The organism is Saccharicrinis aurantiacus, assembly GCF_947489045.1.
Classification (GTDB): Bacteria; Bacteroidota; Bacteroidia; order Bacteroidales; family Marinilabiliaceae; genus Saccharicrinis; species Saccharicrinis aurantiacus.
On record NZ_CANLCN010000001.1, the window covers coordinates 834346 to 860050 of the forward strand.

General features: G+C 35.0%; 19 protein-coding genes. 4 read left to right on the top strand and 15 right to left on the bottom strand.

What is annotated here, in order from left to right:
* Position 1 precedes the first annotated feature (1 nt).
* The 10 genes from QMO11_RS03055 to QMO11_RS03100 all read right to left on the bottom strand — a co-directional run bounded on the left by QMO11_RS03055 (position 2) and on the right by QMO11_RS03100 (position 15345).
* Positions 2–1414: a TlpA family protein disulfide reductase gene (locus QMO11_RS03055; protein WP_282035983.1), complete on the bottom strand. Its 1413-nt coding sequence runs from the start codon at positions 1412–1414 to the stop codon at positions 2–4.
* An 18-nt stretch (positions 1415–1432) separates the two neighbouring features.
* A complete protein-coding gene (locus QMO11_RS03060; protein ID WP_282035984.1) occupies positions 1433–2323 on the bottom strand; it encodes a glycosyltransferase family 2 protein in 891 nt (296 codons plus the stop codon).
* Between the two features lie 15 nt (positions 2324–2338).
* The gene (locus tag QMO11_RS03065) at positions 2339–4117 is read right to left on the bottom strand and encodes an aminopeptidase P family protein (RefSeq protein WP_282035985.1); all 1779 of its coding nucleotides are present in this window, start codon (positions 4115–4117) and stop codon (positions 2339–2341) included.
* Positions 4118–4136: 19 nt separating this feature from the next.
* Positions 4137–5189, bottom strand: a complete 1053-nt coding sequence (locus QMO11_RS03070) for a hypothetical protein (protein ID WP_282035986.1) — start codon at positions 5187–5189, stop codon at positions 4137–4139.
* A gap of 109 nt (positions 5190–5298) precedes the next feature.
* The gene (locus QMO11_RS03075) at positions 5299–9777 is read right to left on the bottom strand and encodes a hypothetical protein (protein WP_282035987.1); all 4479 of its coding nucleotides are present in this window, start codon (positions 9775–9777) and stop codon (positions 5299–5301) included.
* 9 nt (positions 9778–9786) lie between these two features.
* Positions 9787–10626 carry a 50S ribosomal protein L11 methyltransferase gene (gene prmA, locus QMO11_RS03080; RefSeq protein ID WP_282035988.1) on the bottom strand — a complete coding sequence of 280 codons (840 nt, stop codon included), beginning with the start codon at positions 10624–10626 and terminating at the stop codon, positions 9787–9789.
* A gap of 180 nt (positions 10627–10806) precedes the next feature.
* Positions 10807–11562 carry a triose-phosphate isomerase gene (gene tpiA, locus QMO11_RS03085; RefSeq protein WP_075602819.1) on the bottom strand — a complete coding sequence of 252 codons (756 nt, stop codon included), beginning with the start codon at positions 11560–11562 and terminating at the stop codon, positions 10807–10809.
* Positions 11563–11593: 31 nt separating this feature from the next.
* Positions 11594–12820, bottom strand: a complete 1227-nt coding sequence (locus tag QMO11_RS03090; protein WP_282035989.1) for a BT_3928 family protein — start codon at positions 12818–12820, stop codon at positions 11594–11596.
* 6 nt (positions 12821–12826) lie between these two features.
* Entirely contained in the window at positions 12827–13372 is a 546-nt protein-coding gene (locus tag QMO11_RS03095; protein WP_075602817.1) for a DUF1599 domain-containing protein, read from the bottom strand.
* A gap of 269 nt (positions 13373–13641) precedes the next feature.
* Positions 13642–15345 carry a M23 family metallopeptidase gene (locus QMO11_RS03100; protein ID WP_282035990.1) on the bottom strand — a complete coding sequence of 568 codons (1704 nt, stop codon included), beginning with the start codon at positions 15343–15345 and terminating at the stop codon, positions 13642–13644.
* 167 nt (positions 15346–15512) lie between these two features.
* Between QMO11_RS03100 and QMO11_RS03105 the strand changes: the two genes are divergently transcribed.
* The 4 genes from QMO11_RS03105 (at position 15513) to QMO11_RS03120 (ending at position 18473) form a co-directional block, all read left to right on the top strand.
* Positions 15513–15806 (top strand): hypothetical protein, encoded by a 294-nt coding sequence (locus QMO11_RS03105; RefSeq protein WP_282035991.1) that lies wholly within the window; start codon positions 15513–15515, stop codon positions 15804–15806.
* Positions 15807–15814: 8 nt separating this feature from the next.
* Complete coding sequence (locus QMO11_RS03110; protein ID WP_075602815.1) at positions 15815–16105, top strand: cell division protein ZapA; 291 nt, start codon at positions 15815–15817, stop codon at positions 16103–16105.
* A gap of 136 nt (positions 16106–16241) precedes the next feature.
* Positions 16242–17774, top strand: a complete 1533-nt coding sequence (gene rny / locus QMO11_RS03115) for a ribonuclease Y (RefSeq protein WP_282035992.1) — start codon at positions 16242–16244, stop codon at positions 17772–17774.
* A gap of 243 nt (positions 17775–18017) precedes the next feature.
* On the top strand, positions 18018–18473 hold the full coding sequence (locus QMO11_RS03120) for a DUF4625 domain-containing protein (protein ID WP_282035993.1): 456 nt from the start codon (positions 18018–18020) through the stop codon (positions 18471–18473).
* A 143-nt stretch (positions 18474–18616) separates the two neighbouring features.
* Here QMO11_RS03120 and QMO11_RS03125 read toward each other — a convergent pair whose 3' ends face one another.
* The 5 genes from QMO11_RS03125 to QMO11_RS03145 form a co-directional block, all read right to left on the bottom strand.
* The gene (locus QMO11_RS03125; RefSeq protein ID WP_282035994.1) at positions 18617–20131 is read right to left on the bottom strand and encodes a sulfatase family protein; all 1515 of its coding nucleotides are present in this window, start codon (positions 20129–20131) and stop codon (positions 18617–18619) included.
* A gap of 21 nt (positions 20132–20152) precedes the next feature.
* A complete protein-coding gene (locus QMO11_RS03130) occupies positions 20153–20836 on the bottom strand; it encodes a hypothetical protein (RefSeq protein ID WP_282035995.1) in 684 nt (227 codons plus the stop codon).
* 161 nt (positions 20837–20997) lie between these two features.
* Positions 20998–22665, bottom strand: coding sequence for a sulfatase-like hydrolase/transferase (locus QMO11_RS03135; protein ID WP_282035996.1), 1668 nt, complete (start codon positions 22663–22665; stop codon positions 20998–21000).
* 12 nt (positions 22666–22677) lie between these two features.
* Complete coding sequence (locus tag QMO11_RS03140; RefSeq protein WP_282035997.1) at positions 22678–24081, bottom strand: sulfatase family protein; 1404 nt, start codon at positions 24079–24081, stop codon at positions 22678–22680.
* A gap of 211 nt (positions 24082–24292) precedes the next feature.
* Positions 24293–25660, bottom strand: coding sequence for an SGNH/GDSL hydrolase family protein (locus tag QMO11_RS03145; protein ID WP_282035998.1), 1368 nt, complete (start codon positions 25658–25660; stop codon positions 24293–24295).
* Between the last annotated feature and the right edge of the window lie 45 nt (positions 25661–25705).

The window sequence follows — 25705 nt, forward strand, 5'->3', positions numbered from 1 at the left end:
TTTATTTATTTACTAGGTTAAATTGGTGATCCAAAAAATCAGGTATCTGTTCAGCACCAATGCGTTTTGCAACAATCTTTTTGTCTTTATCAAGCACGTATATAACTGGAGTACTATAAATATCGTACAAATTACGAAAATTACTTTGGTTATAAGGATCATATACATTAATCCACTCTTCCAATTGTTTTTCCGCTATAAATTCGGTCCAATGTTCTGTTTCAAATTGGGTATATACAGCAAATACTTTTACACCTTTATCTTGGTATTTGTCATAAACTAGTTCCTTAATTTCCGGAATTTCTTTTTTGCAATGGCCACAGTCTGGCTCCCAAAAAACCAAAATAGTATAGTTGGCAAAAACTTCACTAAGCTTGTAGGCTTCTTTATTAGGTGTATATAACTTAAGGTCGGGTGCAGTATTACCCAATAAGTTTGGTTTTAGTTTACTTACGCGGTCTTGTAATTTATCAATAAATTCTTGATCAACCCAATCGGCTTTTCCCGACAGGTAAAATGTTTCTGCTAAATCAACCATTGCAGCATCCATACCCATCACCTTACTTTCGTTTACTAAATTAAAAGTATATTGAATTAGGTATTTCTCCATTTCGCTATTGCCTTCAGCCAACTTAACAATGCGTTTGGCTTCTTTACTTAAACTATCAGGCATCTGAAACACTGTTTTTGTAAAAAAGCTTTCCAATTTATTAGTAAAAAAAGGCGTTCGCAATAAGCGATCATCTTTCATATCTATATTATCGAAGTAATGGTTTTTGTAATATTCATATTTCTTCCATTGAATAATAGAATCATTTAAGCTTTTATCAGCAGCAAAATCGGGTATCTCAACTTCACGCATGGCCGTAATAAAAGAAGCTAAAAATGTATTAGGATTATTGGCCGTGATATGATCCCATTGCTTGTTTACTTCAGTTGAAAGCGAACCAAGATCTTTTTTCCAATCTGCAACAGATGGATCATCAGGCGACGTTTTAATCTGTTCTTGTAGCGATTTTGCTTTTTCTTGTTGCTTGGCAATAAAACGTTGGTATTTATTAAATGCAGCTTCTTGCTTGTTATTTTTTACTGTTAAAGTATTAACAGGGTTTGATTTATCAGCCGCAATCTGGAAATGTTGCTCATCATCAATAATAATATCAAAGAAATTCTGATCGGGCATATAAATGATGTATACTCCTCCCGGAAGTTTTTCTTCCCCAGTAAAGGTTCCATTACCATTTGAATCAAGGTCAATGGTATCGTTTACCAACATTTTCTTATTAAAATAATGACCAAGAATAAGGGTGGTATCTTGCCATCCATTAATGTTTACATCAATTTTATAACCTTGGGCCGTAGCAGAAGTAACAAATGTTACAGTGGCTATGAATAGGAATATGATACGTTTCATTGGTTTCTTTTCGTTCAGTTAATTATTTAATGTTGAATAGTATGCTAATTTATATATGTCATAAAGAAACATGCTAGGTTTCTTTGATGCTAGATTCTTTTCAATGCTCGACCCTAAAGTTTTATATAGTGCACTAAAAATAAAAGTTCCATGGCATCTTTTTAATTTTTGATGGGCCTTTAATAGTGTAATACGCTTGTAAATTAGTTCATCCTTATTTATACTTTCTAAGTAATAAAGCGTTTCTAAGCGTTGTTTTGTTTTAGTAATAAACTCATTATTCGTTTCTAAGCCAATATGAGTTACCGGATTATCAATATGAACAATGTTAATGCCATTTTTTTCCAACTCTATTCCATACATGGTATCCTCGTGTCCCGAGCGTTTAATACTTTCATTAAAAGCAACGGTATTAAATAATTCTTTTTTAACCAAGAAGTTATTTGACATGAAACTTTTGTTGGGTACTTTATTTCGAAGTGCAGCACTATGGTCTTCTCTTTTTTTGCCAACTATCCACCTAAGTGAAAATTCAGAAGAGGGTAATTTGCTTGGGTGTACACGTCCTCCGCATACGATTAGGTTTTTCTGAGATAAATGGGGAATGTATTTCTGTATGTAATCGTCTTGTATATCCGAGTCGCTATCTAGGAAGAGGATATTATTGTAGGCAGCATCAGCTAATAATTTATTTCTGATGGCAGCGCTTCCAAGATTTTGTGGCAGCTCGTGATATATTATATTTTTATTATTGCCAAGCGTATGATTTACCTGCTTGTAATTTTGAGTGGAGCCGTCGTCATAAATGCGTATTTCAAATTCAATTTTACATTCAATTGCTTGAACCATCAATTTATTTGTGATAGCCCTGACATCAACATTATAAACAGGTAAACATATACTCAGCATTCTGTTTCTTTTTTACTATATACTTCTTGTGTTTTCTTTTAACCAAGCCTTAAGTGTATCGTTTAAGAATGGTGATACACTTTGGTATACATTTTTATGGTAATTATTTAACCACAGAATTTCTTCTTCAGTTAGTAATTCTTTTTTGATTGATTTTAAATCGATAGGACACAGAGTTAATGTCTCAAATTGCAAGAAATCTCCAAATTCAGTACTCTGAGCTTTAGTAGTCAGTAATAAGTTTTCTATACGTATCCCATATTCACTTGCCCTATACAATCCTGGTTCGTTAGAACTTACCATGCCTTCCTCAAGACAAATGCCATTATCGTCAGGACGAATACTTTGAGGACCTTCATGTACGTTAAGGAAACAACCCACGCCATGCCCCGTACCATGCCCATAATTTAAACCATGAGACCAAAGTGCTTTACGTGCTAAAATATCGAGGTGAACTCCTCTAGTTCCTTTTGGGAATATGGTTGAATCGAGCGCAATATTACCCTTTAAAACTAGGGTAAAATCCGTTTTTTGTTGTTCTGTTGGTTTACCAAAGTGTATAGTTCTTGTAATGTCAGTTGTACCTTCTAAATACTGACCACCAGAATCTACCAGGTAGAATGAGTTGGTGGTAAGTTTAATATCTGAGTCTTTATCAGCTGAATAATGCACTATAGCACCATGAGCACCAAACCCAGAAATAGTTCCGAAAGATTCTCCAATGAAGTTTTCGTTTTCAGCTCTGAATTTCTTAAGCTGTTTAGAGGCACTAATTTCACTTATATTCCCTGAAGGAACTTCTTGCTCTAGCCAATGTAAGAATTTAGTCATCGCCACACCATCCTTAAGCATAGCTGTTCTAAACCCATTTTGTTCAACCTCGTTCTTTGTTCCTTTAATACGGCGAACATAGCTAGGGTTCTCAATTTTAATAACCTCTTTAGGTATTAATGAGTAAATACGCGCATTGGTAGTAGAAGAATCAAAAAGTAGCCCTGAATCATTTGGCATTTCGTTAATCCACTTGAAAACGTCTCCATATAAATGAATTGAGATTTCATCATTAGAGAGTTCTTTTCCAATATTTGCGGTTATTTTATGCGTATCTATAAATAGATGAACACTATCAAGAGATATTATTAAGTAAGAATGAAAAACCGGGTTGTAAGATACATCTGAACCCCTTAAGTTTAGTACCCATGCAATTTCATCAAGTGCAGAAACGATATAGTGTGAAGCATCCACATTGCGCATCTCTTCACGAATCATTGTTATCTTTTCAGTTCTGCTTAAACCAGCATATTCAGTATCGTGAACAAATACGTTGTTTTCTGGAATAGGAGGGCGACCTTGCCATATTTCATCTAAAATATTTCCTTCTGTATCAAGGTGTAAACTGTATGGTTTAAACTTTTTAGCTAGTTTACGCGCATCATCAGTAGAAAAAACAAGGCTTTCAATTGAAATGGTGCTTCCAGGATTTAATCTTTCAGCAATCCAATCAGAATAGTGAGGTGTACTACTTTCTCCTGTTTTATATAAATCAATTCCAGAGCCAGCTAGTTCATCTTCAGCCTGAAGATAATATCTACTATCGGTCCATAGGCCTGCTTCATCAGCCATAATAACTATGGTGCCTGCTGAACCAGTAAATCCAGAAATGAAATCTCTTTTTTTCCAATGCCCGGATATATATTCACTCATGTGAGGATCGCTGTTTGGTATAATAACAGCATCTATACCGTTGGCTAGCATTTTAGTGCGAAGCAAAAAAATATTATCTGCAGTTGACATATATGTGTGTTTTATGTTGTTAGTCGAAAGTTATGTCTTTGTTTTTGTTGAAAACAATTACTCTTGAATTTGTATTGGGATTATCACCAATAACTCCTGAGAAAGAAGTTTTATTATTATCTTTAATTAAATCAAGATCACTTGTATTAGGGTGGTTTATTTTAGCATCTTTTACCTCTCCATTGATGATGTAAGAAGCAGATGGGTTTAATTTTATACTTGTTGGAGTATTGTTGTTGCTGATTAGAAGTGAACTAAAATTATTAGAAGAGCCATTAATATTGAGCTTTCCTTCCTCTAATTCAATTTTTCCATCCGTGCTAAAATAATCAAGTTTTATAGCACTATATTTACCTAGTAAAATAATGTTATCAGTTTTATCTATTTGTATTTTATCAAGATTAGTATCTCCATCTAGTTTTCTATTATCTAGAATTGAAATATTACTATATTCTGATTTGAGTAAAATAGAATCACACTTCGTTATTAATATTTCAGAACTATTACTGTTTATGCTAGCATTCCCCAATAGATTAATGTCTGCCTTACAGAATTTTAAATTTAAGTAGTTTTTAGTTTCTGCCAACTCTGCTTGGATATCGTTAACAATTAATGAGCAATAATTAAGCTTAAGGTTCACCCCACTTGTTGTTTTTGGTATAACAACATTACCATGATTATTGGTGATGTTAAAAGCAACATGTTCAGGTACAAAAATGTTGTGTGTAATCTCATAAGGTACTGTACTTGAGAAATCTTTGCTTAGAGTAGTTATAATATTAATGGCATCTTTTGTGTTTTTTGCTTCTACTTCGATTAGAGCTAATAGCTCTTCTGCAACTATCAATTTAGGCGTGAGAATTTTCACGGTTGATTCAACACTTACAGTTTCTTTATCCCAATTATGGATATTTATTTTAGCATGTAAACTTTTTATATTGAGTTCTTTAATTCCTTCTGAAGAGTAGACGTCAAGAGCGTAGTTGCAGGTGTCAACTATGTTTTCGTTTTGCGCTTTAACTAAACTCAGGTTGATGGTTAAGGCTAATATGATAAATAATATAAGTCTCATTATTAATTTTTAGAATTATTAATAGCTTCAAAAGTAGCTAAAAAGAAGTACTCGATAAAATTTTAGTTAACGTTTCCTACTTCCTTTGTAATATCAATGTTCATTCTTTCTACTCTTCCTCCTCCTCAGCTTCTTCTTGAATATCTTGACCTGCTGCTCTTGTGGCCTTACTTATGGGGCTTAAACCAAACTTTTTAATAAATCGATTTAACTTAGTTGTTGGAGATAATATAAACGTATAAGGTTTTTCAGTTATTCCCACTTTTAGTTTTCTGTCTGCAGCTTCAAGCGTTTGTACGGTGTTGTTATAAGCATCCGACGATGATAAGGTTTGCATCATACCATTCTTATACGAGTAGAAAAACCAATTATCCTTATCAAACTGAAGGAACATTTCTATTGAGTTACCGCTACGTTTTTTTGTAATCTCAGCTTTAACATCAACTTGCTTATTTACGGCATAGCCATTTATAAAACTGATGTCAGCTTTCCCGTCAGCAATATACGTATGTGCTTTCCCATTAAATTCAAAGTCTATATTTCCGAATAGCAACATTGTTTTTAACTCAGGATTAATATCCTCAAATAAAGCATTTGATTTAAGTTTTGAGGTAAGAGTTTTTGCCTCTTTTTTACCAACCCATTCACTTAATCTTTTATTAAGTATATCGTCACTAATTTTACTTTCTTCAGCTTTTGATTGTTGTATGGTTTTTACCATTTGAGCACTAGCTTCTTCATTAAAGAAGAAATCTAAAGAGAATAATGTATTTAAGGTGATATCTTTCTTTTTAGGATTATCAGTGATCGTTCCTGAAGCAGTTGTTTTAACCTGGCCAAGGTCAATACCTAAATTAAGAATACCCTGTGCTACAATATCACAGTTAGTATTTGAATACCTCAATATTGTACCTGTTGTATCAGGATTTGCAATCTTTTCCATTGAACTTATTTCAAAGGCATTTTCATTGCTATTGAAATATAAATATTCATCAGCCGTAATAATTGGGATATCGCTATAATCTTTTCTGCTACCTAAAAATGAGGAGTAAACATGAGATGAATCTTTGGTTAAAAAGAAGTCTCTATAAATATTATCGCGATCGTAGTTTACCGGTTCTGCGCCAATTGGTATAATAACATTGTTTGGATCAATAGCTTCTTCAAAGTATACAAAAGTTTGCGGGCCACCATTACACTGATGCAGCATTTGAGCACCTCCTTTAAACGTAAATAGTGGGTCTGAAGCCAAAAGGTTAGCCTTACCCTTAAAGGTAAAGTTTTCATCAAAGGTAAATAGGTCTTGACTTATTATTGTTCCATTTGCTATGGTTCTATTGTTTTCATTCAAGTTAATCTCACTCAAGTTAATTTTATAATTTTTACCATTGCCATTTACATAATTGTATTCACCATATCCCGAATATGCATTTTTACCTTCAACTTTCATTGTGGCATTATAAATGGTATGCGTGTGTGATGTGTCGGCTAAAACAATTGTTGTACTATCAAGGCGCACCATATCAGCATCTTGTCTAATAGTAATAAAACCATCATTAAGTTTCAATTGGGCATCGGCTACTTTAAGCTCAGTTACCTCCTCGGCATATATAATTTTGTTTTCAACATCATATCTCGCCAAAGGAGCTCTAAATTCAAGTGAGTCCTGTTTTCTGTGAGTAGATATAAATCGGTTACCCTCAGAACCACTGGTTCCCATAAAAATGTCATTTAGATCCATATCCCACGAGAATTCACTAATGTAAGAGATGTACTTGTTATCGGTAAAGTGTACTAAACTACCGCCCGATTTAGAAACGAAGGTACCTTTACGAGTTTCGAAATCGATGTTTGATATTAGGTTAGTCGTGTTAAAGGATACGTCTTGAACATTTTCTGCTAGCACAAGATTAAAGTCTGAGGAATCAGCCAAAATAGTGTGCCCACCAAATGTCATTATCGGAGATACAATGTTGGCTTTATCCATATAGAATGTTCCTTTTCCTTTGGCGCCGTATTTATTGATAACAAGTTCACCTTCTAGGTTTGCTTCGTTATTAAACATGGTAAAGCTCTCTTCTTGAGATTTGGCGATTAACTGATCTTCGTAAGGTTTATAAACAATAGTATTGTAATGGGCAATAACATCAGGATATTCAACCCCATCTTCACGTTTTTCTACGGTAAATTCTTTTGCCATACCATTCACCTCTTCGGGTAAAAATAAGAAGTCGTCTGACGCTGATGTTGTTGTTAGGTATTTTAGAATGCCACTGCCTCTTAAACCTTGATTACTTTGTGAAATATTGCTAAAGTAAGTTGCTCTCCCTTCGTAAATTCCATAACCCTCAGCGGGTGCAGTTCTGTTAAAGCCAAGTGAGAAATCTGGCTGAACAGTAAGTGTTTCATCAAAGGTAGGGAAGATGTTTGAGACGAAAGATCCTGTAAAGTCAAAGTTAGAACGAGATAACTGGCTAATACTATCCAGCATAAATGTATCTAATTTAAAGTAGAATTTTTCTCTATTGTAAACCCCATTTTGTATTTCGGGCTTATCGTAATAAACATACGATTCTTTAGTACTATTTAATATTGGGTATTGACTATAGGATTCTGTACCTGACTTGTTATCAGCTTCATCAATTTTGAGAGTTCCCGATAGATTTTCAATTGCATTACGAACGTAGGTAAGTTTTCGTCGTCCAAAATAGTCAAGCTCACCTGTTTGAACTTTCATTCTTAAAGAGTCAATATTAGTCATCTCTATTAAGAATTCTTCGTAATTAAATTTAAAACCATTTCCGAATAAATTTAACATACCTGCATTAATGGCTCCATCGAATACAAAGTTTCTGTTATGTTTAAGCATAATGTTTTCATTAGCAGGGAAGAATACAACATTTTGATGGTCGGAAATAGAGATGGATTTTACTCCATTGATATTGAGATCGTAGTTTTTTAAATCGAGTGTGGCATTTGCTAGGTTACCAGGTGTGTTAGAGGCAAATCGAATTACATCGTAATCTTTTTCTCCTAAACGAAATTGGAGGTAATCTTCAAGCCTTTGTCTAATAATAATTTCATCGGTATTAACATTGTATCCAATAAACCCGTAAAAGGAAAGGTTAATAACCTGTTGCCTCACTTGTGCTTCGGGTAAACCTAAATTTTGAGCATACTGTTTTGCAGTAAAATTATTACCATAATAGAGGGCGCAATTTTTTAGTCCTTGTAAGGGATGAATAGCATCCATGCCTTGTAACTGATTGTAAAATGACTCTCTGAAGTAGCTTAGAGATTCAAAGGCACCATGGTTTTCAGCAGCACCAGCTACCATCTTTAGGTCCATAATTGTACTGTCAAGCTGCCAGGTAAGCAGTTCAATATCCATACTTACGTTATGATATGTATTAAAGTAAGGACTAATTGATAAACCTTCTCCATTGCGTATGAGGTGTAATTCATTATTGTCAACCATGTACTTAAACTGAAGCCCAGGGTGGTAAATAAATCCAGTATCTAAGTCCATTTTTATTTCAGTATCAGTACTTAATATTTGATCTGATCGGAGAGCAAAGAATAAGGATTTTGCAGTTAAAAAAGTGGTGTCATTTCGTAGGATAGTTATCTCAGCGGGATCTTCGTAGGTTCCTGCACCTAAGAACTTTGCACCATTCTGAGCAAAACCACCTTCGTAATTTACATTAGGTTGAATATTTTCAAGGTTGAAACGTTCTTGTGTAGATCGGAACTGAGGGTAGGTGGCGTTATTGGGATTTGTAATATTCATTACCTTATGACGTAATGATCCCTTTAATGGATGATCAAAGTAGGTGTGGTTGTAAAAGTCTACTTCTTTTATTTCGAAAGAAGCGTTTTTAAAAGGTATAGAATATTCGTTAAAAGTAGCATAAACTTGATTCGGTTTAAAGCCTGCACGTTGCCAGGTTACTTTACCATTTTCTCCACTCCAAATATTTGTTTTGTAATTAAACTCACCTTTAGTGTTGTATATCTTTACGCTATCGCTTTTAGAAAAGCAAGTTAAAGTCATCGGGTTAAATTTAACGATTAACTCGTCCTTAAATTCTAAGGTCCAATTGTTATCACTTGATTTCCATTGCGAGGAGGGTGTTTTATATATAATGTTGTCTTTTAATAAGGCGCTAGTTGTTATTAAAAGACTATTTATTTTACGGAGTGGATAACGCTTTTCTTTTAATAAGCTAACAATAGCACTGTTCCAAGCATTAAAGCTTGAGGTAGCAATATCGGATAAAATATAATCGCGGATGGTATTAAGGTAGGTTTCGTAATCAGGAATAGGTCTGGCACGTTTTAAGGCCAGGAGATTACAGTTGTCGATAATGAGTTTTTTGTCCTGATCAGTTATATCTGGGTTATACCAGAATATCTCTAACTCTTCAATATAGCTTTTTGCGTACTTTTTGTCGCTAATACTTTTAAAAAGTTCTTCAACTTGAGGTAAAAACTCCTCAGTATCATTACTGAAGAGTTGTGTTTTGTTTTGTGCAAAAGATTGGGTAGCCATCAATAATAGGATGGCCAATATAAATTGTAATCTCATAAATTTAGCTTAAAAAGCCATATACGAGAGAGCTACCCATTTGTTATCCTCTTTTGCAGTTATTTTTTTAAGCTTGTTACTAGAGCACTCGGCATCAATAACATCAATGTCAGAATTATAGAATCCACTAAGTAGGAGTATGCCTCCTGTGTTTAAGCAGGCTCTATATTTTTTAATGTCTTCTAAAAGAATATTACGATTGATATTGGCCAAGACAATGTCATATTGTTTACCCAAAAGTAATGCGGCATCACCCTGTGCTACATCCATATTATCAATATGATTAAGCTTAATGTTTTCTTTGGAGTTATGGTAAGCCCACTCTTCAATATCAATTCCGAATACCGATTTAGCATTGCGCATTGCGCATAGAATTCCGAGTATCGCGGTTCCACATCCCATATCTAAAACTGATTTGCCTGTAAAATCCATTTCAAGAATATGCTTTATCATAAGGCCCGTAGTTTCATGATGACCAGTTCCAAAAGCCATTTTTGGGTCAATTAGTACGTTGTATTCAACTTCTTTTACATTGGTATGAAAAGGACTTCGAACTACGCAGCGATCATCAATCTCAATGGGTTGAAAATAATTCTTTTCCCAAGTTTCATTCCAATTCTGATCTTCTAAAGGTTCGCTGGTATAACTAGTTTGGTAATTTTTATCATTCAATAAATGAAGTGTTTCGAGGTCTTCAGTATTAAAGTCTTCTGTGGGAATATAAGCATCAAGCCCACTTTCTGTTTCCTGAAAGCTATCGTAAGCAAATTGTGATAACTCAGCAATTAGTATTTCTTGAATAGTTTCAGAAAGAGGGGAAATAGTAAAGCTTACTTTTGTGTATTGCATAATGTAGAAATTATTAACGCAATAGTGCCTTTACTATTACGAATTGTGAATGATAGATTACTTTTTGCAAAAGTATATATTTAGTGCTTCAAAGTATCAACTTAAGGTGTTCTTTTAGTAATAAAAAATGGCCATTCTCAAATATGAGATGGCCATTCTATATCATTTGGGTTTTACCGACTAAAATGCGTCAATAATACCAACAAAATCAGCAGCAGCTAAAGCAGCACCACCAATTAAACCACCGTCAACATCAGGGTTTGAGAATAACTCTTTTGCGTTACCTGGCTTACAGCTACCTCCGTAAAGGATAGAAGTGTTATCAGCAACTTCAGCACCGAATTTATCAGCAACGATAGAACGGATATAAGCGTGAATCTCTTGAGCTTGCTCAGGAGAAGCTACTTTACCAGTACCAATAGCCCAAACTGGTTCGTAAGCTAAAACGATTTTAGCAAACTCGTCAGCAGAAAGGTGAAATAAAGCCTCTTCGATTTGAGATTTTACAACTTCGTTTTGTTTGTTAGCTTCTCTTTCTTCAAGAACCTCACCAATACAGAAAATTGGAGTTAAACCGTTAGCTAAAGCTAAGTCAGTTTTAGTTTTTAAAGTAGCGTTAGTTTCGCCATAGTACTCTCTTCTTTCAGAGTGACCTAAGATCACATACTCAGCACCTGTAGATTTTACCATAGAAGCTGAAATCTCACCTGTGTAAGCACCAGATACTTGGTCAGCACAGTTTTGAGCAGCAACACCGATTTTCGCGCCATCAACAGTTTTAACAACCTCAGTGATGTGAGTAGCAGGAACACCGATAACTACATCGCAGTTAAGTGTTTTTGAAGCAAGAATTGTGTTTAATTCGTTTGCTAATTCTACCCCTTCTTGAAGGGTTTTGTTCATTTTCCAGTTTCCGGCAACAATGTTTTGTCTCATCGTAAAAATGTTTGTTATTAGAATATAAAAATTACTTTCGTTTACTTAAATAAATGATACTTATAAAAAGTACCGTACCTAATACTAGGCACCATAACCAATATGAATTTGATTGCTTTTTCTGTTCTTTTAAAGAATACGAAATGGGCTTAGAAAACTCATTAGCAGATGGTATGTTATTATAGTGCCACTTAGATATTATGGTTCCGTCCTGTATAAGAATGACTCCTGGGTTAGAGCGTATCATGGTTTTTAATACTGTTTCGTCGGCAGTTAGGTATTGATAACCTGCATTATTGGCAAATTCAAATTCAGAAATATCAGCATTGCTCGATGCTGTTAATACATAGGTGTTGATATTCTTTTCTAGACCTAAGTTTTTGAGTGCTGTGATTTTGTTAAAGTTATTTTCCCAATTTCCTTTTTTTATTTGTGGACTCACAACTAATAGAGTAGGAGTGCTCGAATTTAAAAGGGTGCTGGTAAAATCGGTTCCTTCTTCATCAATTAAAACAAAATCGTGAATGGGTGGCTGATATCCTTCTTTAATTACTTTTGTTTTGCTGTCAACAAATACCCAAGTCGTATCCGTGTATGGGTAATTCTCAGCAGAGAATTCTTTTTGCACACCATCTTTTTCAAGAGTAAATGTGGTCAAATATTCAGGTTGCTCAGCACCATCGGGTATCGTCATACCTTCTTGGATATTGGCTCCAATATGATAAGGCCTAAAATCGAGAATGGGTAAATGGATTAATGCAGCTATGGATATATATACGATAAGCGATGATAAACCAAGGGTTGTTAAAATACTTTGAAAAGCATTTAGCCTAGAGGGATAGTTTTTACGATTAAAGAATACGTAAAGTGTAGGAACAAGTAAAATAATGTTCTTAAGAAAAGTCTCCCAATTGCTTAATTGATAAGCATCGCCAAAACAGCCGCAGTCAGTAACCGGATTAAATAAGGCTATCCACAATGTAAGAGGTGTGAAAATAGCCATGAATATTGTGACTATTATCGAAAATAGTTTATTGCGTAATCCTATAATTAAATGAGCGCCTGTAATAAATTCTAAGGCCGATATGCCAACAGCCAATACATAAGCAATGCTGCTAAAAGCTTCAACATTAAAAGCAACAAGGTAATCTGTTATTTTAATAGCGTAACCAGTTGGGTCAACTGCCTTTGCAAAACCCGATAAAAGGAATACAACGCCAACAATTACTCTACTTATTATAAATAATAACTTCTTCATTAAACTTTATTCAGGAAACTCTAGGTGAATCATTGCAAAGATTGCGTAGTTAATCATATCTAAATAATTGGCATCAATACCTTCTGATATAATTGTTTTTCCTTTGTTATCTTCAATTTGTTTTGTTCGGTGCAATTTCATCAAAATTAAATCTGTAAATGAGCTAATTCTCATGCTTCTCCATGCTTCATCGTAATCATGGTTTTTATTGCACATTAAATCTTTGGCTTCGTTTAAGTTTTTTAGGTATTTGTTTAAAGCTTCTTCTGTATCCATCTCTGGCGAATCTGAAGTGCCCAATTCAAGTTGGATGATAGCCATTGAAGCGTAGTTGATTATGCCAATGAATTCTGAACGAACACCTTCATCAACTTTAGAAACACCTTTGGTTTCGATACTTCTAATTCGTTGTGCTTTAATAAATATTTGGTCTGTCATAGAAGCCGGACGAAGTATACGCCAAGCGGTTCCATAATCCTTCATTTTCTTTATAAAAATATCTTTACAGATATTGATAATTGCATCAAATTGCTCGTTAGTCTGTTTTGACATGAATCTGTGTTAAATTTCGGAGCGTAAATTTACCAAAAAAAATAACTATTCAATCTGTTGCTTGATAAAATATACCTAGATTTTTAATTCTTGATACTTCCAGAATTTTTAGTGCAAATATTCAATCCTAAAATGGCCCATTTGCTTATTGTTTAAACGTAATATATTTGAAGTGTCTTAGAAGTTTTATTTAAGTCTGTTATTCTTGCTCCTTCATTAAAGTGAAAATGTAGCTCGTTTTCTAATTATCATTGAGTAGAGGATCAACTTTAGTACACAAACGAATATTCTTTTTTAGCTGTATTGTTGCAATTATCTTCCACTATTAATTCTAAACTGTGTTTTACACCTTTAACAACTGCTGTTTTATCTAATTTGCACCAAATTAATTTAGATTTAGCATCGTATTCAAAAAGGCACCATTTACCATCAATGAAACCATTATAGGATTTTATACCACTATAACTATCCGATATTCTAAAATAGATGATTCCCTTTGTGCTATAATTATGATTTGCAGGAATGTTTCTCAAAGAAATACTCGGAGGGACAGTATCTTTTGATAATGTATATTTTCCAAAGCTTCTTGTTTTTAAGCTTAGTTTACCATCATTAAAATTGCCACCTGCATAATATAGATTACCCTTGGGGCTTACACTCGCAATACATAATTGTTCGTGATTTGTAGAATCGGGACAGTTAAAATTTAATTCGATAGAAGTATGCAAAGGGATATGCGAATCACCAATTTCAAATATTGGATTGTTTTCTTTACTCTTTTGGTTTAGTTCTCTAATAATGATTGCTTCATTTTTGTACAGACTATTCTTTGGAATGTGGCAAGAGAAGTTTTCTTTCTCTAATTTAAAATCTTCCTTACAATTAACTTTGTATTGATTGTTAATTTTATTCGGCTCAACAATAGGGTAAGATTTAGTATCAGCAATAATGTTAAATCCTAGTTCAGATGTATTACCCGCAGCATCTTTAGCAATAAACTTTAAATGGTCTTTACCTGTACAATTTATTATTCCATCATTGACAGTATTTGTGTAGATGCTTAGTTTATTGTTCGGATCTCGGAAACACTTTTCATACCTACGACCCGTTTTTTTCTTATACGAATAATCGATGTGGCTATTTAGATATCTGCTTTCATAAAACGAAAAACGGAAAAGCTCCCATCCATATATTGGAGTGTCATTTTTGTATAAGTCTAGTTTATAAACTCCACATTTTTTCCATGAACCCGACATATAATCAAGCATCTTTATGGCAACTCCAATATCGCCCTTCACCTTTATAGTTGGATTACCTTTTAAGTGGAACTTACCATCGTAAAATACAGCTACAAAGTTTATTGGTTTGGTTGAACCATTGATGCGACTGTCTTTGTTTAAAGGATATAACCTAATGGCTTCAATATGCGGTCTAATATCATCTTTGATTATATCTTGAAACATAAACGGGTTCAAAGGTTCTTCGCTTTCTGTATCTCTTATTTCGTAATGTAAATGGGGACCACCAGAGCTTCCTGAATTACCTGAGAAACCAATAACCTCACCTTTTTTTATTTGGATTTCTTCTTTAGGAAAATAGTCTATGGCAAAACTCTGTTTTTCGTATTGTGCTTTTGTGATGATTTCTTCAACTTTCTTCGAGTAAGATTTTAAATGACCATAAACCGTGGTATATCCATTAGGGTGTTTAATGTAAATAGCATTACCATAGCCAACAGGTGATACTTTTATGCGTGAAATGGTGCCGCTTTCCATTGATTTTATAGGAATACCCGTTTTTCCATTTGTACTAAGGTCAATGCCTGAGTGAAAGTGGTTTGAGCGTAATTCTGCAAACGATCCACTAACTGATGGTTTTATATCTATTGGGAATAGGAAAGTATTGTCTATTTTTTTTTGTGAGAAAATACTTGATGATGCTAGCAGAAAAAGTAAAAGAAAATAACTACGCATATTGAATTTTTGAAAAAATATTTCAGTAAAAGTATAAAAAAATCGACCTATAAAACATTAATATAAGTTTACTTAGTGAGGCCAAAAATATAGAATGTAAAAAGAATATAGGGGTTTGTTTTTATTTTTTAATTGCAATGTTAACTTTGTATTGCATTTTTGTGAATATGGCCAACGAAAATATAGAAATAGTAGATAGTTTACAACAAAAAATTGCGTTGTTAGTAAGTCGTTATAACGATTTAAAAACAGAAAATGGGAATTTGTTGGCCGAAAACGACAAACTAACTACTAAGCTTGAAGAGGGTGCTCGTGAAACAGCTGCTCTTAGGGAAAAATACAATACATTGAAATTTTCTAAAGCAATAGAAGTCACCAGTGGAGACGTTCATGGTGCGAAGATTAGGATTAATCAGATTGTGCGGGAAATTGATAAGTGCATTGCTCTTTTAAATAGATAGTTAGCTGTATGGAGGAAAAACTTTCAATACGTGTGAATGTTGCAGATCGCTATTATCCTTTAAGGATTGATAGAAAAGATGAAGAACGTATTAGAAAGGCAGCTAAGATGATTAATGAGAAGGTTTTACAATATAAACAACATTATTCAGACAAAGACTTACAAGATTTTTTAGGTATGGCGGCTTTACAGTTTGTAATTAAGTTGCTTGAGCTTGAAGAACAAAAAGATACCTCACCAATATTAGATGCTGCCAAAGAGTTGGATCAGCAATTGAGTGAAATATTAAGAAGAGAGTAAATACTATATATCAATAATATCCGCATTGCTTTTATTGTTATTGCTTTGTTTCTATTCTATTTAGATAGGATGAAATAGAAAGTGGTAATTTTATTATTAGCGATAGCGGTTTTTTATTTTAATTAAATAAGTACTAATGGAAGAGTTAATCATAGGAATATCAGCCCTGGCTATAGGGGTACTAGGTACTTGGATTATCTACGGTAAATTGCTTAAAACGCAGAGCCATAAGATTATTCATGATGCTGAGAATAAAGCAGAGGTATTAAAGAAAGATAAAATACTTCAAGCCAAAGAAAAGTTTTTAGAGTTAAAAGCAGAACACGAAAAGGAAATTACAGCTCGTAATAGTAAAGTTGTAGCTTCTGAGAACCGACAAAAGCAAAGAGAAGCTACTTTAAATCAGCGTCAGGACGAGTTTGCAAAGAAGAAAAAAGAAGTAGATGCAATTCGTTTAAATTTAGATTCTCAGTTAGAAATAGTTGAGAAAAAGTCGGAGGAATTAAGCAAGTTAAGAAGCCAACAAGTTGAGCAACTTGAGGCCATAAGCGGGCTAACGGCAGAGGAAGCAAAAGCTCAAATTATTGAGTCTTTAAAAGCAGAGGCTAAAACTGAAGCAATGTCGTATGTAAACGATATTATGGATGAAGCTAAAATTAATGCCACTAAAGAATCTAAGAGAATTGTATTACAAACAATTCAACGTGTTGCTACTGAAAATGCAATAGAAAACTCAGTTACTATTTTCCACATTGATTCTGACGAAATTAAGGGTAGAATTATAGGTAGAGAAGGTCGTAATATTAGAGCTATTGAGGCTGCAACAGGTGTTGAAATTATTGTTGATGATACTCCAGAAGCAATTGTATTGAGTGCATTTGATCCAATGAGAAGAGAAATTGCTCGTTTGGCATTGCACCAATTGGTTACTGATGGAAGAATTCACCCAGCACGTATTGAAGAGGTTGTAAATAAAGTACGCAAGCAGGTTGAGGAAGAAATGATTGAAACCGGAAAGCGAACTACAATTGATTTAGGTATTCATGGTTTACACCCTGAGTTAATTAAGTTAGTAGGTAAAATGAAGTATCGTTCTTCATACGGTCAAAACCTATTACAGCACTCGCGCGAAACTGCCAACCTTTGTGCAGTTATGGCAAGTGAATTAGGTTTAAATCCTAAAAAGGCTAAACGTGCAGGTTTACTGCATGATATTGGTAAGGTATCTGACGAGGAGCCAGAGTTACCACACGCTATTTTGGGTATGAAATTAGCTGAAAAGTATAAAGAGAAGCCAGATATTTGTAATGCTATTGGTGCTCACCATGATGAGGTAGAGATGACCACTATGATTGCTCCAATTATTCAAGTGTGTGATGCCATTTCAGGTGCACGTCCAGGAGCTCGTAGAGAGGTAGTTGATTCATATATCAAAAGGTTAAAAGATTTAGAGACATTAGCTCTTGATTATCCTGGTGTACTTAAAACATATGCAATTCAGGCTGGTAGAGAGTTAAGAGTTATTGTGGGTAGTGAAAAAGTATCGGATAAGGATGCAGAAACATTATCATACGATATTGCTAAGAAGATTCAAACTGAAATGACCTATCCGGGTCAAGTTAAGATTACGGTTATTAGAGAAACTCGCGCTATTAATTATGCCAAGTAGTTTCAATTAAAGTATACTGATTATTGAGTAAAGGGATAAAACAGAGAATGTTTTATCCCTTTTTTTATCTCCATTATCTGGAATTTTTATTTGTGTAGGGGGCAAAATATTGTTTATATGATGTGTAAAAGCATATATTTATTTTTGACACCATATTTTGAACCAATTGTGACATTGTACATTGCATATATTTTATATATTGCATTGCAAAATAATTCAACATTATATATAACAAACGTAATTATGAAAAGAAATTTATTAAAGTTTTTACCATTCCTAATTGGTACAGCATTGATTTTATCATCGTGTGGTGGAGATAGTGACAACGAAGAAGAGAAACCTGTAGATGAAACTAAACCTGTAATTGAAACTCCTGCAGTACCAACTGCGGATGAAGTATTTATGACAGCAAGTAAAGTAGCTTATAAAGGTACATTTACTGATGATACAGAGCTTAAGTCAGTTGTTTTTACTTTAAGTTCTTTAAAGTCAGCGACAGGTGTTGAGGATGATCCCTGGGAAACACAAACTCAAACTGTTGAATTATCGGGTACTTCAGATGAAGTTGATCAGGAAATATTTGGTGTTATACCAGACAATATTTATACTGGTGATAGTGGTTATCAGTTAAGTGTAGTTTGTGAAGATGCGGCAGGAAATAAATCAGCTGCAACGAATATAAAAATACTATTGCGTTAGTTTTGCAATATTTAAGAAATTTAAAAAAGCCATTCAAATATATTTGAATGGCTTTTTTTATCTCATATAGTCAACGTTTTTTTTGCTTAAAGTTTTATACGAAGTAAGCTAAAGTCATCATTCATATTAAACCTCTTTATTTATTATCGTTTCGCAGTAACTTCTTTTCCATCGCGCAAGCGATTGTATTTATCAAATAGCTTTTTTACCCTTCCTTTCTGTTCTGGATCATTTAGTTTATTCTGATCCTGTTTTTCGCCAGGGTTATTTATCAAATTGAAAAGTGCCTTCGGTGTTCTTGTATTGTCAGTTTTGTCTTTTTTATCAATTTGGATGATTAGCTTCCAACCATCTTCAATAATGGCTACTTCTTTAGCTGTACCACCTTGTACCATTAGGTAAGGATGTCCCTTGGCATTTTTAGAGCCATTTAAAATAGGCCATAGGTTATGTGAATCCATTGCCTGATTTTCCGCTATTGTAAGATCTGAAATGTGCGCCAAGGTTGACATGATATCTAGTCCAAGTATTGGCTCGTCGCTACTTCCCTTTTTGATTTCATTGGGCCATGAGACAATGAAAGGAACACGGTGACCACCTTCGTGAATTTGATTTTTACCCCCACGATAAATATTACTCGGTCGATGCCCTGTTTCCATGGTTTCCTTAAATGTTAATCCCCCGTTATCTGAGGTGAAAATGAAAATAGTGTTGTCATATTCTCCATTTTCCTTTAGCGCATCCACAAGCATACCCATTTGTACATCCATCTCCTTAATCATATCTAAATGATGGCTTGGAGTGGTTCCTTTAATGGCAATTCCATTAAGGCTATCAGGAGGGGTATGCGGTAAGTGAACGGCTTGAGAGCAATAATACATAAAAAATGGATTCTTTTCCGAAGCTTGTTCGTTGATGTAATTAACTCCTTTAGCAACCAATAAAGGACCCATATTGTGGGCATCCCAATTACTGTCTCCTAAGCCTTCTGATTTATCGAGTTTCACATCTTTCTTTAGCATGTTTTCTTTTGAAATAAAGGTAATTTCAGAATCATCAGCTAAGGGCATCCATTTGTTATTTTCGTATACGGCGTAGGGTACATCTTGTATGCCTGCTGGGTACATAAAACTATAATCAAAGCCATTGCTTAACGGATCTCCGCCAATAACTTCGGTGATATCTACCTCTAACTCTGGCTTCCAACGGGGACCGCGATATATTTTTTCAGGATTATCCTTGCGACGGTAATCTCCGCCTAAATGCCATTTTCCGAAAAAGGCGGTGTTGTAACCAGCTTCCTTCATTAATTTACCCAGTGTTAATTGATCCTCTTTTAGAGGCGACTTTTCATAGGCTCCCCAAACCCCCCAAGGATAATCGCTACGGTAGCAGCTATTGCCCGTCATTATAGCGTAGCGCGACGGAGCGCATAGGGCAGCAGGAGAGTGGGCATTGGTGAAAACCATTGCCTGACTTGCAATTTTATCGAGGTTGGGTGTTTCTACTTTAATATCTTGGCTATGTTTCTTTCTATAAAACGAAATGTCACCTGTGCCAACATCATCTGCTAAAACCACAATAACATTGGGTTTTTTCTTTGAGAATGATGGGATTGCAATTAGTATAACTAAGAGTGTGATTAATGTCTTCTTCATTATTTTAAATATGTTATTTTATTAATATCCTGATCCTGCAGATGCTTTTAAATCAATTTCTACCACACCATTTGAGCCCCGAACGCCATAGGCTGAAGCACCCTCTTTGGTAAGTACTCTAATGTCGGCCACTTGCATAGGTGATAATCCGCTAATCTCATCAGTTGTAATCCCGTCAACTACCAATAGGGCCCAAGAGCCAGATTGAAGCGATTGAGGATTAGAGCCTAAATAAATACGGTTAATACCATTGTCTTCAATGCACTTAACCAATGGAAACTTGGATTGTAAAAGGTCACAGATGTCCTGGAATCTTGAGAAATCGTTATTTTCGGATGTCAGATTTTCTAAAGCATAATCCAATTCATCTTGAGTCATATACCCTTTGTTAACTACTTTATATTGTGCAGAACTTCCTTTTAGCATGATAAGGTTAGTGTTGAAGTACAACTCGGATCCATCTAATTTTATCCGTGCCTGCATAAATCCATCAGCACTAATTTTTAGGGCATCCTTCTTTTTGCATTCAATATCGTAGTTCCCATTTTTATCGGTATACACTGTGTTTCCACTCTTTTTAGCTTCAACTTTAACTCCTTCTAAGGTATATTTATTGAAGGCTGTTACTCTACCGCTTACTTTGTTTTGGGCGATTACATGTTGCACAAAAGCCATTGCTATGGCTAGGAAAATAATTTGTTTCATAGTTTTAAATCTTAGTTTATTTAGTTTTAAATATTACTGTGTTTATTTATCTCCTATGCACATAGCGCAACCGCACCTAAATAAAAAAAGCAGGTTCTCATCATTGAATAGTTCCAATGTGAGAGCCTGCTTTTTATTATATTCTTTTAATATGTAACACCTTAATGATTTTTTACGGTTCCAAATTGTTCCATCATGCTATCTGCTGTATAGCGTAATACTTTGGGTTTCCCTTCACCACGCGCTTCTTTAATGGCAATTTTCCACTCGGCTCTGAGTGTTTCCAATATTTCAGCATGTTCTTTTTTACTTGCTAAATTATGTACTTCCTTAGGATCTTCTGATAAGTGATACAACTCCTCGTATACGGCTTTTTCACCATTCAATGGCCCTTCAACAAAGCTGCGGTAAAGCGCAATATCCGGATCGTGCACTGAATACAACATTTTATTAACGGGAATACCTAGCTGTTTTGCAGCTGCAATTTTAGTGGCTGCTGATAAGTTCTCGTTTTTATAATATCGGATGTATTTCCACTCTTTGTTTTGAATTGATTCGCAACGTGGGTTACCGAATTGTGTAGACCACATGTTTTCGGTAAATAAATAGTCGCGTACTTTATCTTTTGTGCCAGAAACTATTCCTGAAACATCTTTACCTTGAAATTCTTTTGGAGCTTCGATACCCGCATAGCTTAATATGGTAGGTGCCAAATCGATGGTTAATATCAATTCATCACTAACACGTTTTCTGCTTTTCTTTTTATCTAAAGGATTATAGATAATCATAGGAACATTGGTGCAAGCCTCGTAACAAAGGGCTTTACCACCCATGCCTTGTTCGCCCATAAATAAACCATGATCAGAAGTAAATACAATGATGGTATTTTTATCTAAACCTTTTTCTTTTAGAACCTGACGAAGGTTACCAACTAAGCCATCGATGCCTGTCATGGCCTGCATTTGGCGAATAATGCGCTCTTTGTTTTTCTTAGGAGTATCTACATAGTCGTATCCCGCTTGTCGGTCGGATGCTCTATGTATAGAAGCTGGCAATTTAGGTTCTTTGATATCTGCTTTAGCAATATAATTTTCAGGCGTTGGTATTTCTATATCACGATATAAATCGCGATAAATAACAGAATCCCCTTTTAGCAACTTCATGGTTCCTGTGCTGGCGCCATGCGGTAGGTTAAAGCAAATGTTTAATAAGAAAGGTTTGTCTTTTGGGCGCTCATCAATAAAGTGTAATGCACCACCCAATCGGTGCTCGTTACTCATAAAATCGTTCACACCTTCTTGCATAATTTCTACCTGAGTATTGTGGTAAGCATCCTCAAAAATTTCGTGACGCTTTTTAGGATAAAAACTCAAGTGACCATGACCTGCATACCAATAATCGAATGATTTTTCCATTAGTCCGCTTGCGTAACCACCTTTGCCAATAGGCGAATGATTTTTACCCACATAACCCGTATAATAACCATTGTTACGCATTACCACTGGGTACGATTGTGCCCAAGCTTCAGGTGCTACAGATGTACCTGAATTAAAGTTTACACCATGCTTACGTTCGTATTGGCTTAAGAGCATACAAATACGGCTAGGTGTACAAATGGCTGTTGATACATGGCCATTGGTAAAACGTACGCCTTCGTTGGCCAGTTTATCCAGGTTGGGTGTTTGAATTAATTCGTTTCCTTCAACGCCCAATAAACCCACTTGTTGATCGTCGGTAAGTATGAATATTACATTTGGGCGTTCATCCTTTTGAGCTTGCACTGCAAGCATTAAGGTTAGTATGCATATGGTGAATATATTTCTTAACATGTTTCTATATTTTTATTTGTTTGACTTTTCTCCACTTGTTGCTCTATCAAGAGCTTTTTGTCTACCACCTTCTTCTTTAGATAAATTAGCAGCGTGAGGATCTTGCCACAAGGCTTTTATGTTACCCTTATCCCATTTGGCATAGAGTTGCTTCATTTCTGCTAATTTTTCAGGCATTTCTGAAGCTATGTTTGTGTGCTCGTATGGATCTTGTTCCATATCAAATAAAAAGAAATCTTTTTTAAACCCAGACATTACCATTTTATACTTTCCTAAACGCATGGCATAACCTGCACCATCAGAGTATCGCCAGTATAAATCGGTATGTGGTTCTCCTTTTTTCTTTCCTTTAACAAAAGGCATAATATCTACTCCAGCTAGTGTTTCAGGCTCGGGGTGTTTTAATCCTGTAGCGGCTAAAATAGTTGGGTAAATATCCAAAGCAGAAACCATTTTGTGGTAAGTCTTTCCTCCTTTTAGGTGTCCAGGGTAGGCCATAATAAATGGCACTCTAATACCACCTTCAAAGAGCATCCCTTTATATCCTCTATAGGGAGCGTTACTCGCTCTATAGCGTGTTCCACCATTATCACTGTAAAAGAATATTAAAGTATTTTCGTATTCTCCTTCGTCTTTTAACTTTTGGATGACTTTACCAATACCTTGATCCATTGCATAAACCATGGCACCGTATGCAGCTCGTTCCCCATCTTCAATATGGCTTACGGCTTTGGTATATTCGTTGGTAACCTGAATGGGTGTGTGAGGCGCATTATACGCTAGGTACATAAAAAATGGTTTGTCCTTTTTCACATAGCCATCTATGTAGTTTACGGCTTCGTTAGTGAAATCGTCGGTTAGGTAAGTAATCTCATCCAGTGGTACAGGCACACCGTTACGCAGTACACCGTGGTAGGGGTCGTTGTGTTTTGGTTTTCCCCAATAGTTCATTCCGCCACCCCAGAAACCATACCAGTCGTCGAAACCACGTTTGTCGGGCCAAAGGCTTATGGAGTCACCAAGATGCCATTTACCAATAGCGCAAGTTTGAAAATCGTAATCGCTTAACAACTCCGACATCATCAATTGTGTTAGAGGAAAACCATCATCCGCATCTGCATCGGTATATGGTAAATTGTTTTCGTGACCAAATCGTTGTTGGTTTCTACCAGAAAGCAAACCGGCTCTACTTGGGCTACAATATGGGTGGGCAGCATATCCTTGCGAGAATATTACTCCATCAGCTGCGAGCTGATCTAAGTTAGGTGTTGGAATATCGGTGCAGCCATTAAAGCCAACATCGCCCCAACCTTGGTCGTCGGATAGAATAATTAATACGTTGGGTTGTTTGTCTTTTTGTGCATTCAAGGTAATTGATAGCAAGAAAACACCGAATAATAAAGTAATTTTATTCATGTTCTTATAATTAAGTTTTATTAGTTCACAACTTAGCTGGTTGCTTTTTTTGCTGTGATTATTTTCATATAAAGTACTTTGATTTCTTGTATCAAATGTATTAAAATGTGTCTGCACAGATGCTACATTTTTACGTGCATTAACAGGGGGTGAATATCGTAGTAACTAGACAAAGTAATGCTAATTCACTAGTCTGTACCCGATGTTGGGCTTATTGTGCCTTTATTACATAATTGTGTTTGAGCGGTAAGTTACTTTTGTATATTTGGTTTCTTAGTTCGTTAACTTCATTTATTAAGGCTTCTTTTTGGGGTAATAATTCAAAATATCTATTTACATTTTTTGTATTCCAAGCATGCCAACTTTTACCAATATCGGCATCGAGTTTAGCTTGCAGATAAGATTGTTTTCTCTTTGCCGTATTTGGGCCTGTGTATTCGTTTAACATACGATAATCGATAAAAGCCAGAGTTCTGAGTTTACCCATTGTTTTATGATATTGTGTGCATAATTTTAAAACCTTAGAGGCTTGCTTGTATTGTGGTGTATTCTCATTTGTAGCAAGGTTAATTCCATTTTTTAGTTCATCAGATGAGAAAGTCCCAATATAAATACCATCGATATCTAGTGTGTAATTTCCTTGCTTAAGGTTGGATATGGTTAATAGTTCTTGGTTTAGTTCATCCAGAAAAGGTATCCAGTTTAAAGCTTGTGAATATTGTTTAAAAATAGGGAAGGGTAGTGACACGTTTTTTACGTTTAAACTAATCTCTTTTCGCGTTTTTTTGCATTCAACTGTTGCATTATTATTTGCTTGTATTCTTCCTTTTTTACCATCAATTACAATTTTTGAAAGAGCTTGTTGTGGCAGTACTGTTTTAATCAACTCATAGGCCATAATAAAATGCCCAACATCACCAGGGTGAACCCTATCGTGCCCAACAATAGTAAATAAACTATCGTTTTGTTGGCCTTTTAGATTAATGGTTTCCATCATGTTATTGAAATCAACCACTGTTGCATTGTGTTTCTTTGCCAATTGTTTAATATGTGCTGAATATTGTTTTAGGGCATCGTTAACCCCAAAATTATTACTTTGCGATATTTTTGAAGTTTGATCGTAAATGGAAGGTGTGATGAATATTGTTTCTACACCTTTGTTTTTAAGCATCGAGGCGAGTGTTTCGGTATTATTAATGTAGGCTTGCAATGCCTGCTCTCGGCGAGCTAAATTCAAGGAGTCTACTATGGCAGATGGTTCATATAAATATTGCATTACATCGTTCATGCCTGTCATTAAAAAGGCTTTGGTGGGTTTGTGTATCCAAATATCCGATTCAAATCTATTGATCATTCCTGTTGCTACATCGCCAGCAATTCCGCAATTGTAGAATTCGACTTCTACACCAGGAAATCGGGTAGCATAATAGGACTGGAATAACATATGGTACCTGCCATCTTGAGTTATGCTATTGCCAATAAAACAGACTTTGTCGCCTGCAGCAAATGAGGGTAATTTTTGCCCCTGGGAAAATACGGTAACTAAGGATATTATTAAGAATAATGAAATCCGTTTCATAAAGTAGTATGAGTAGTTTATTTACGTATGCTAATTTATACTTAT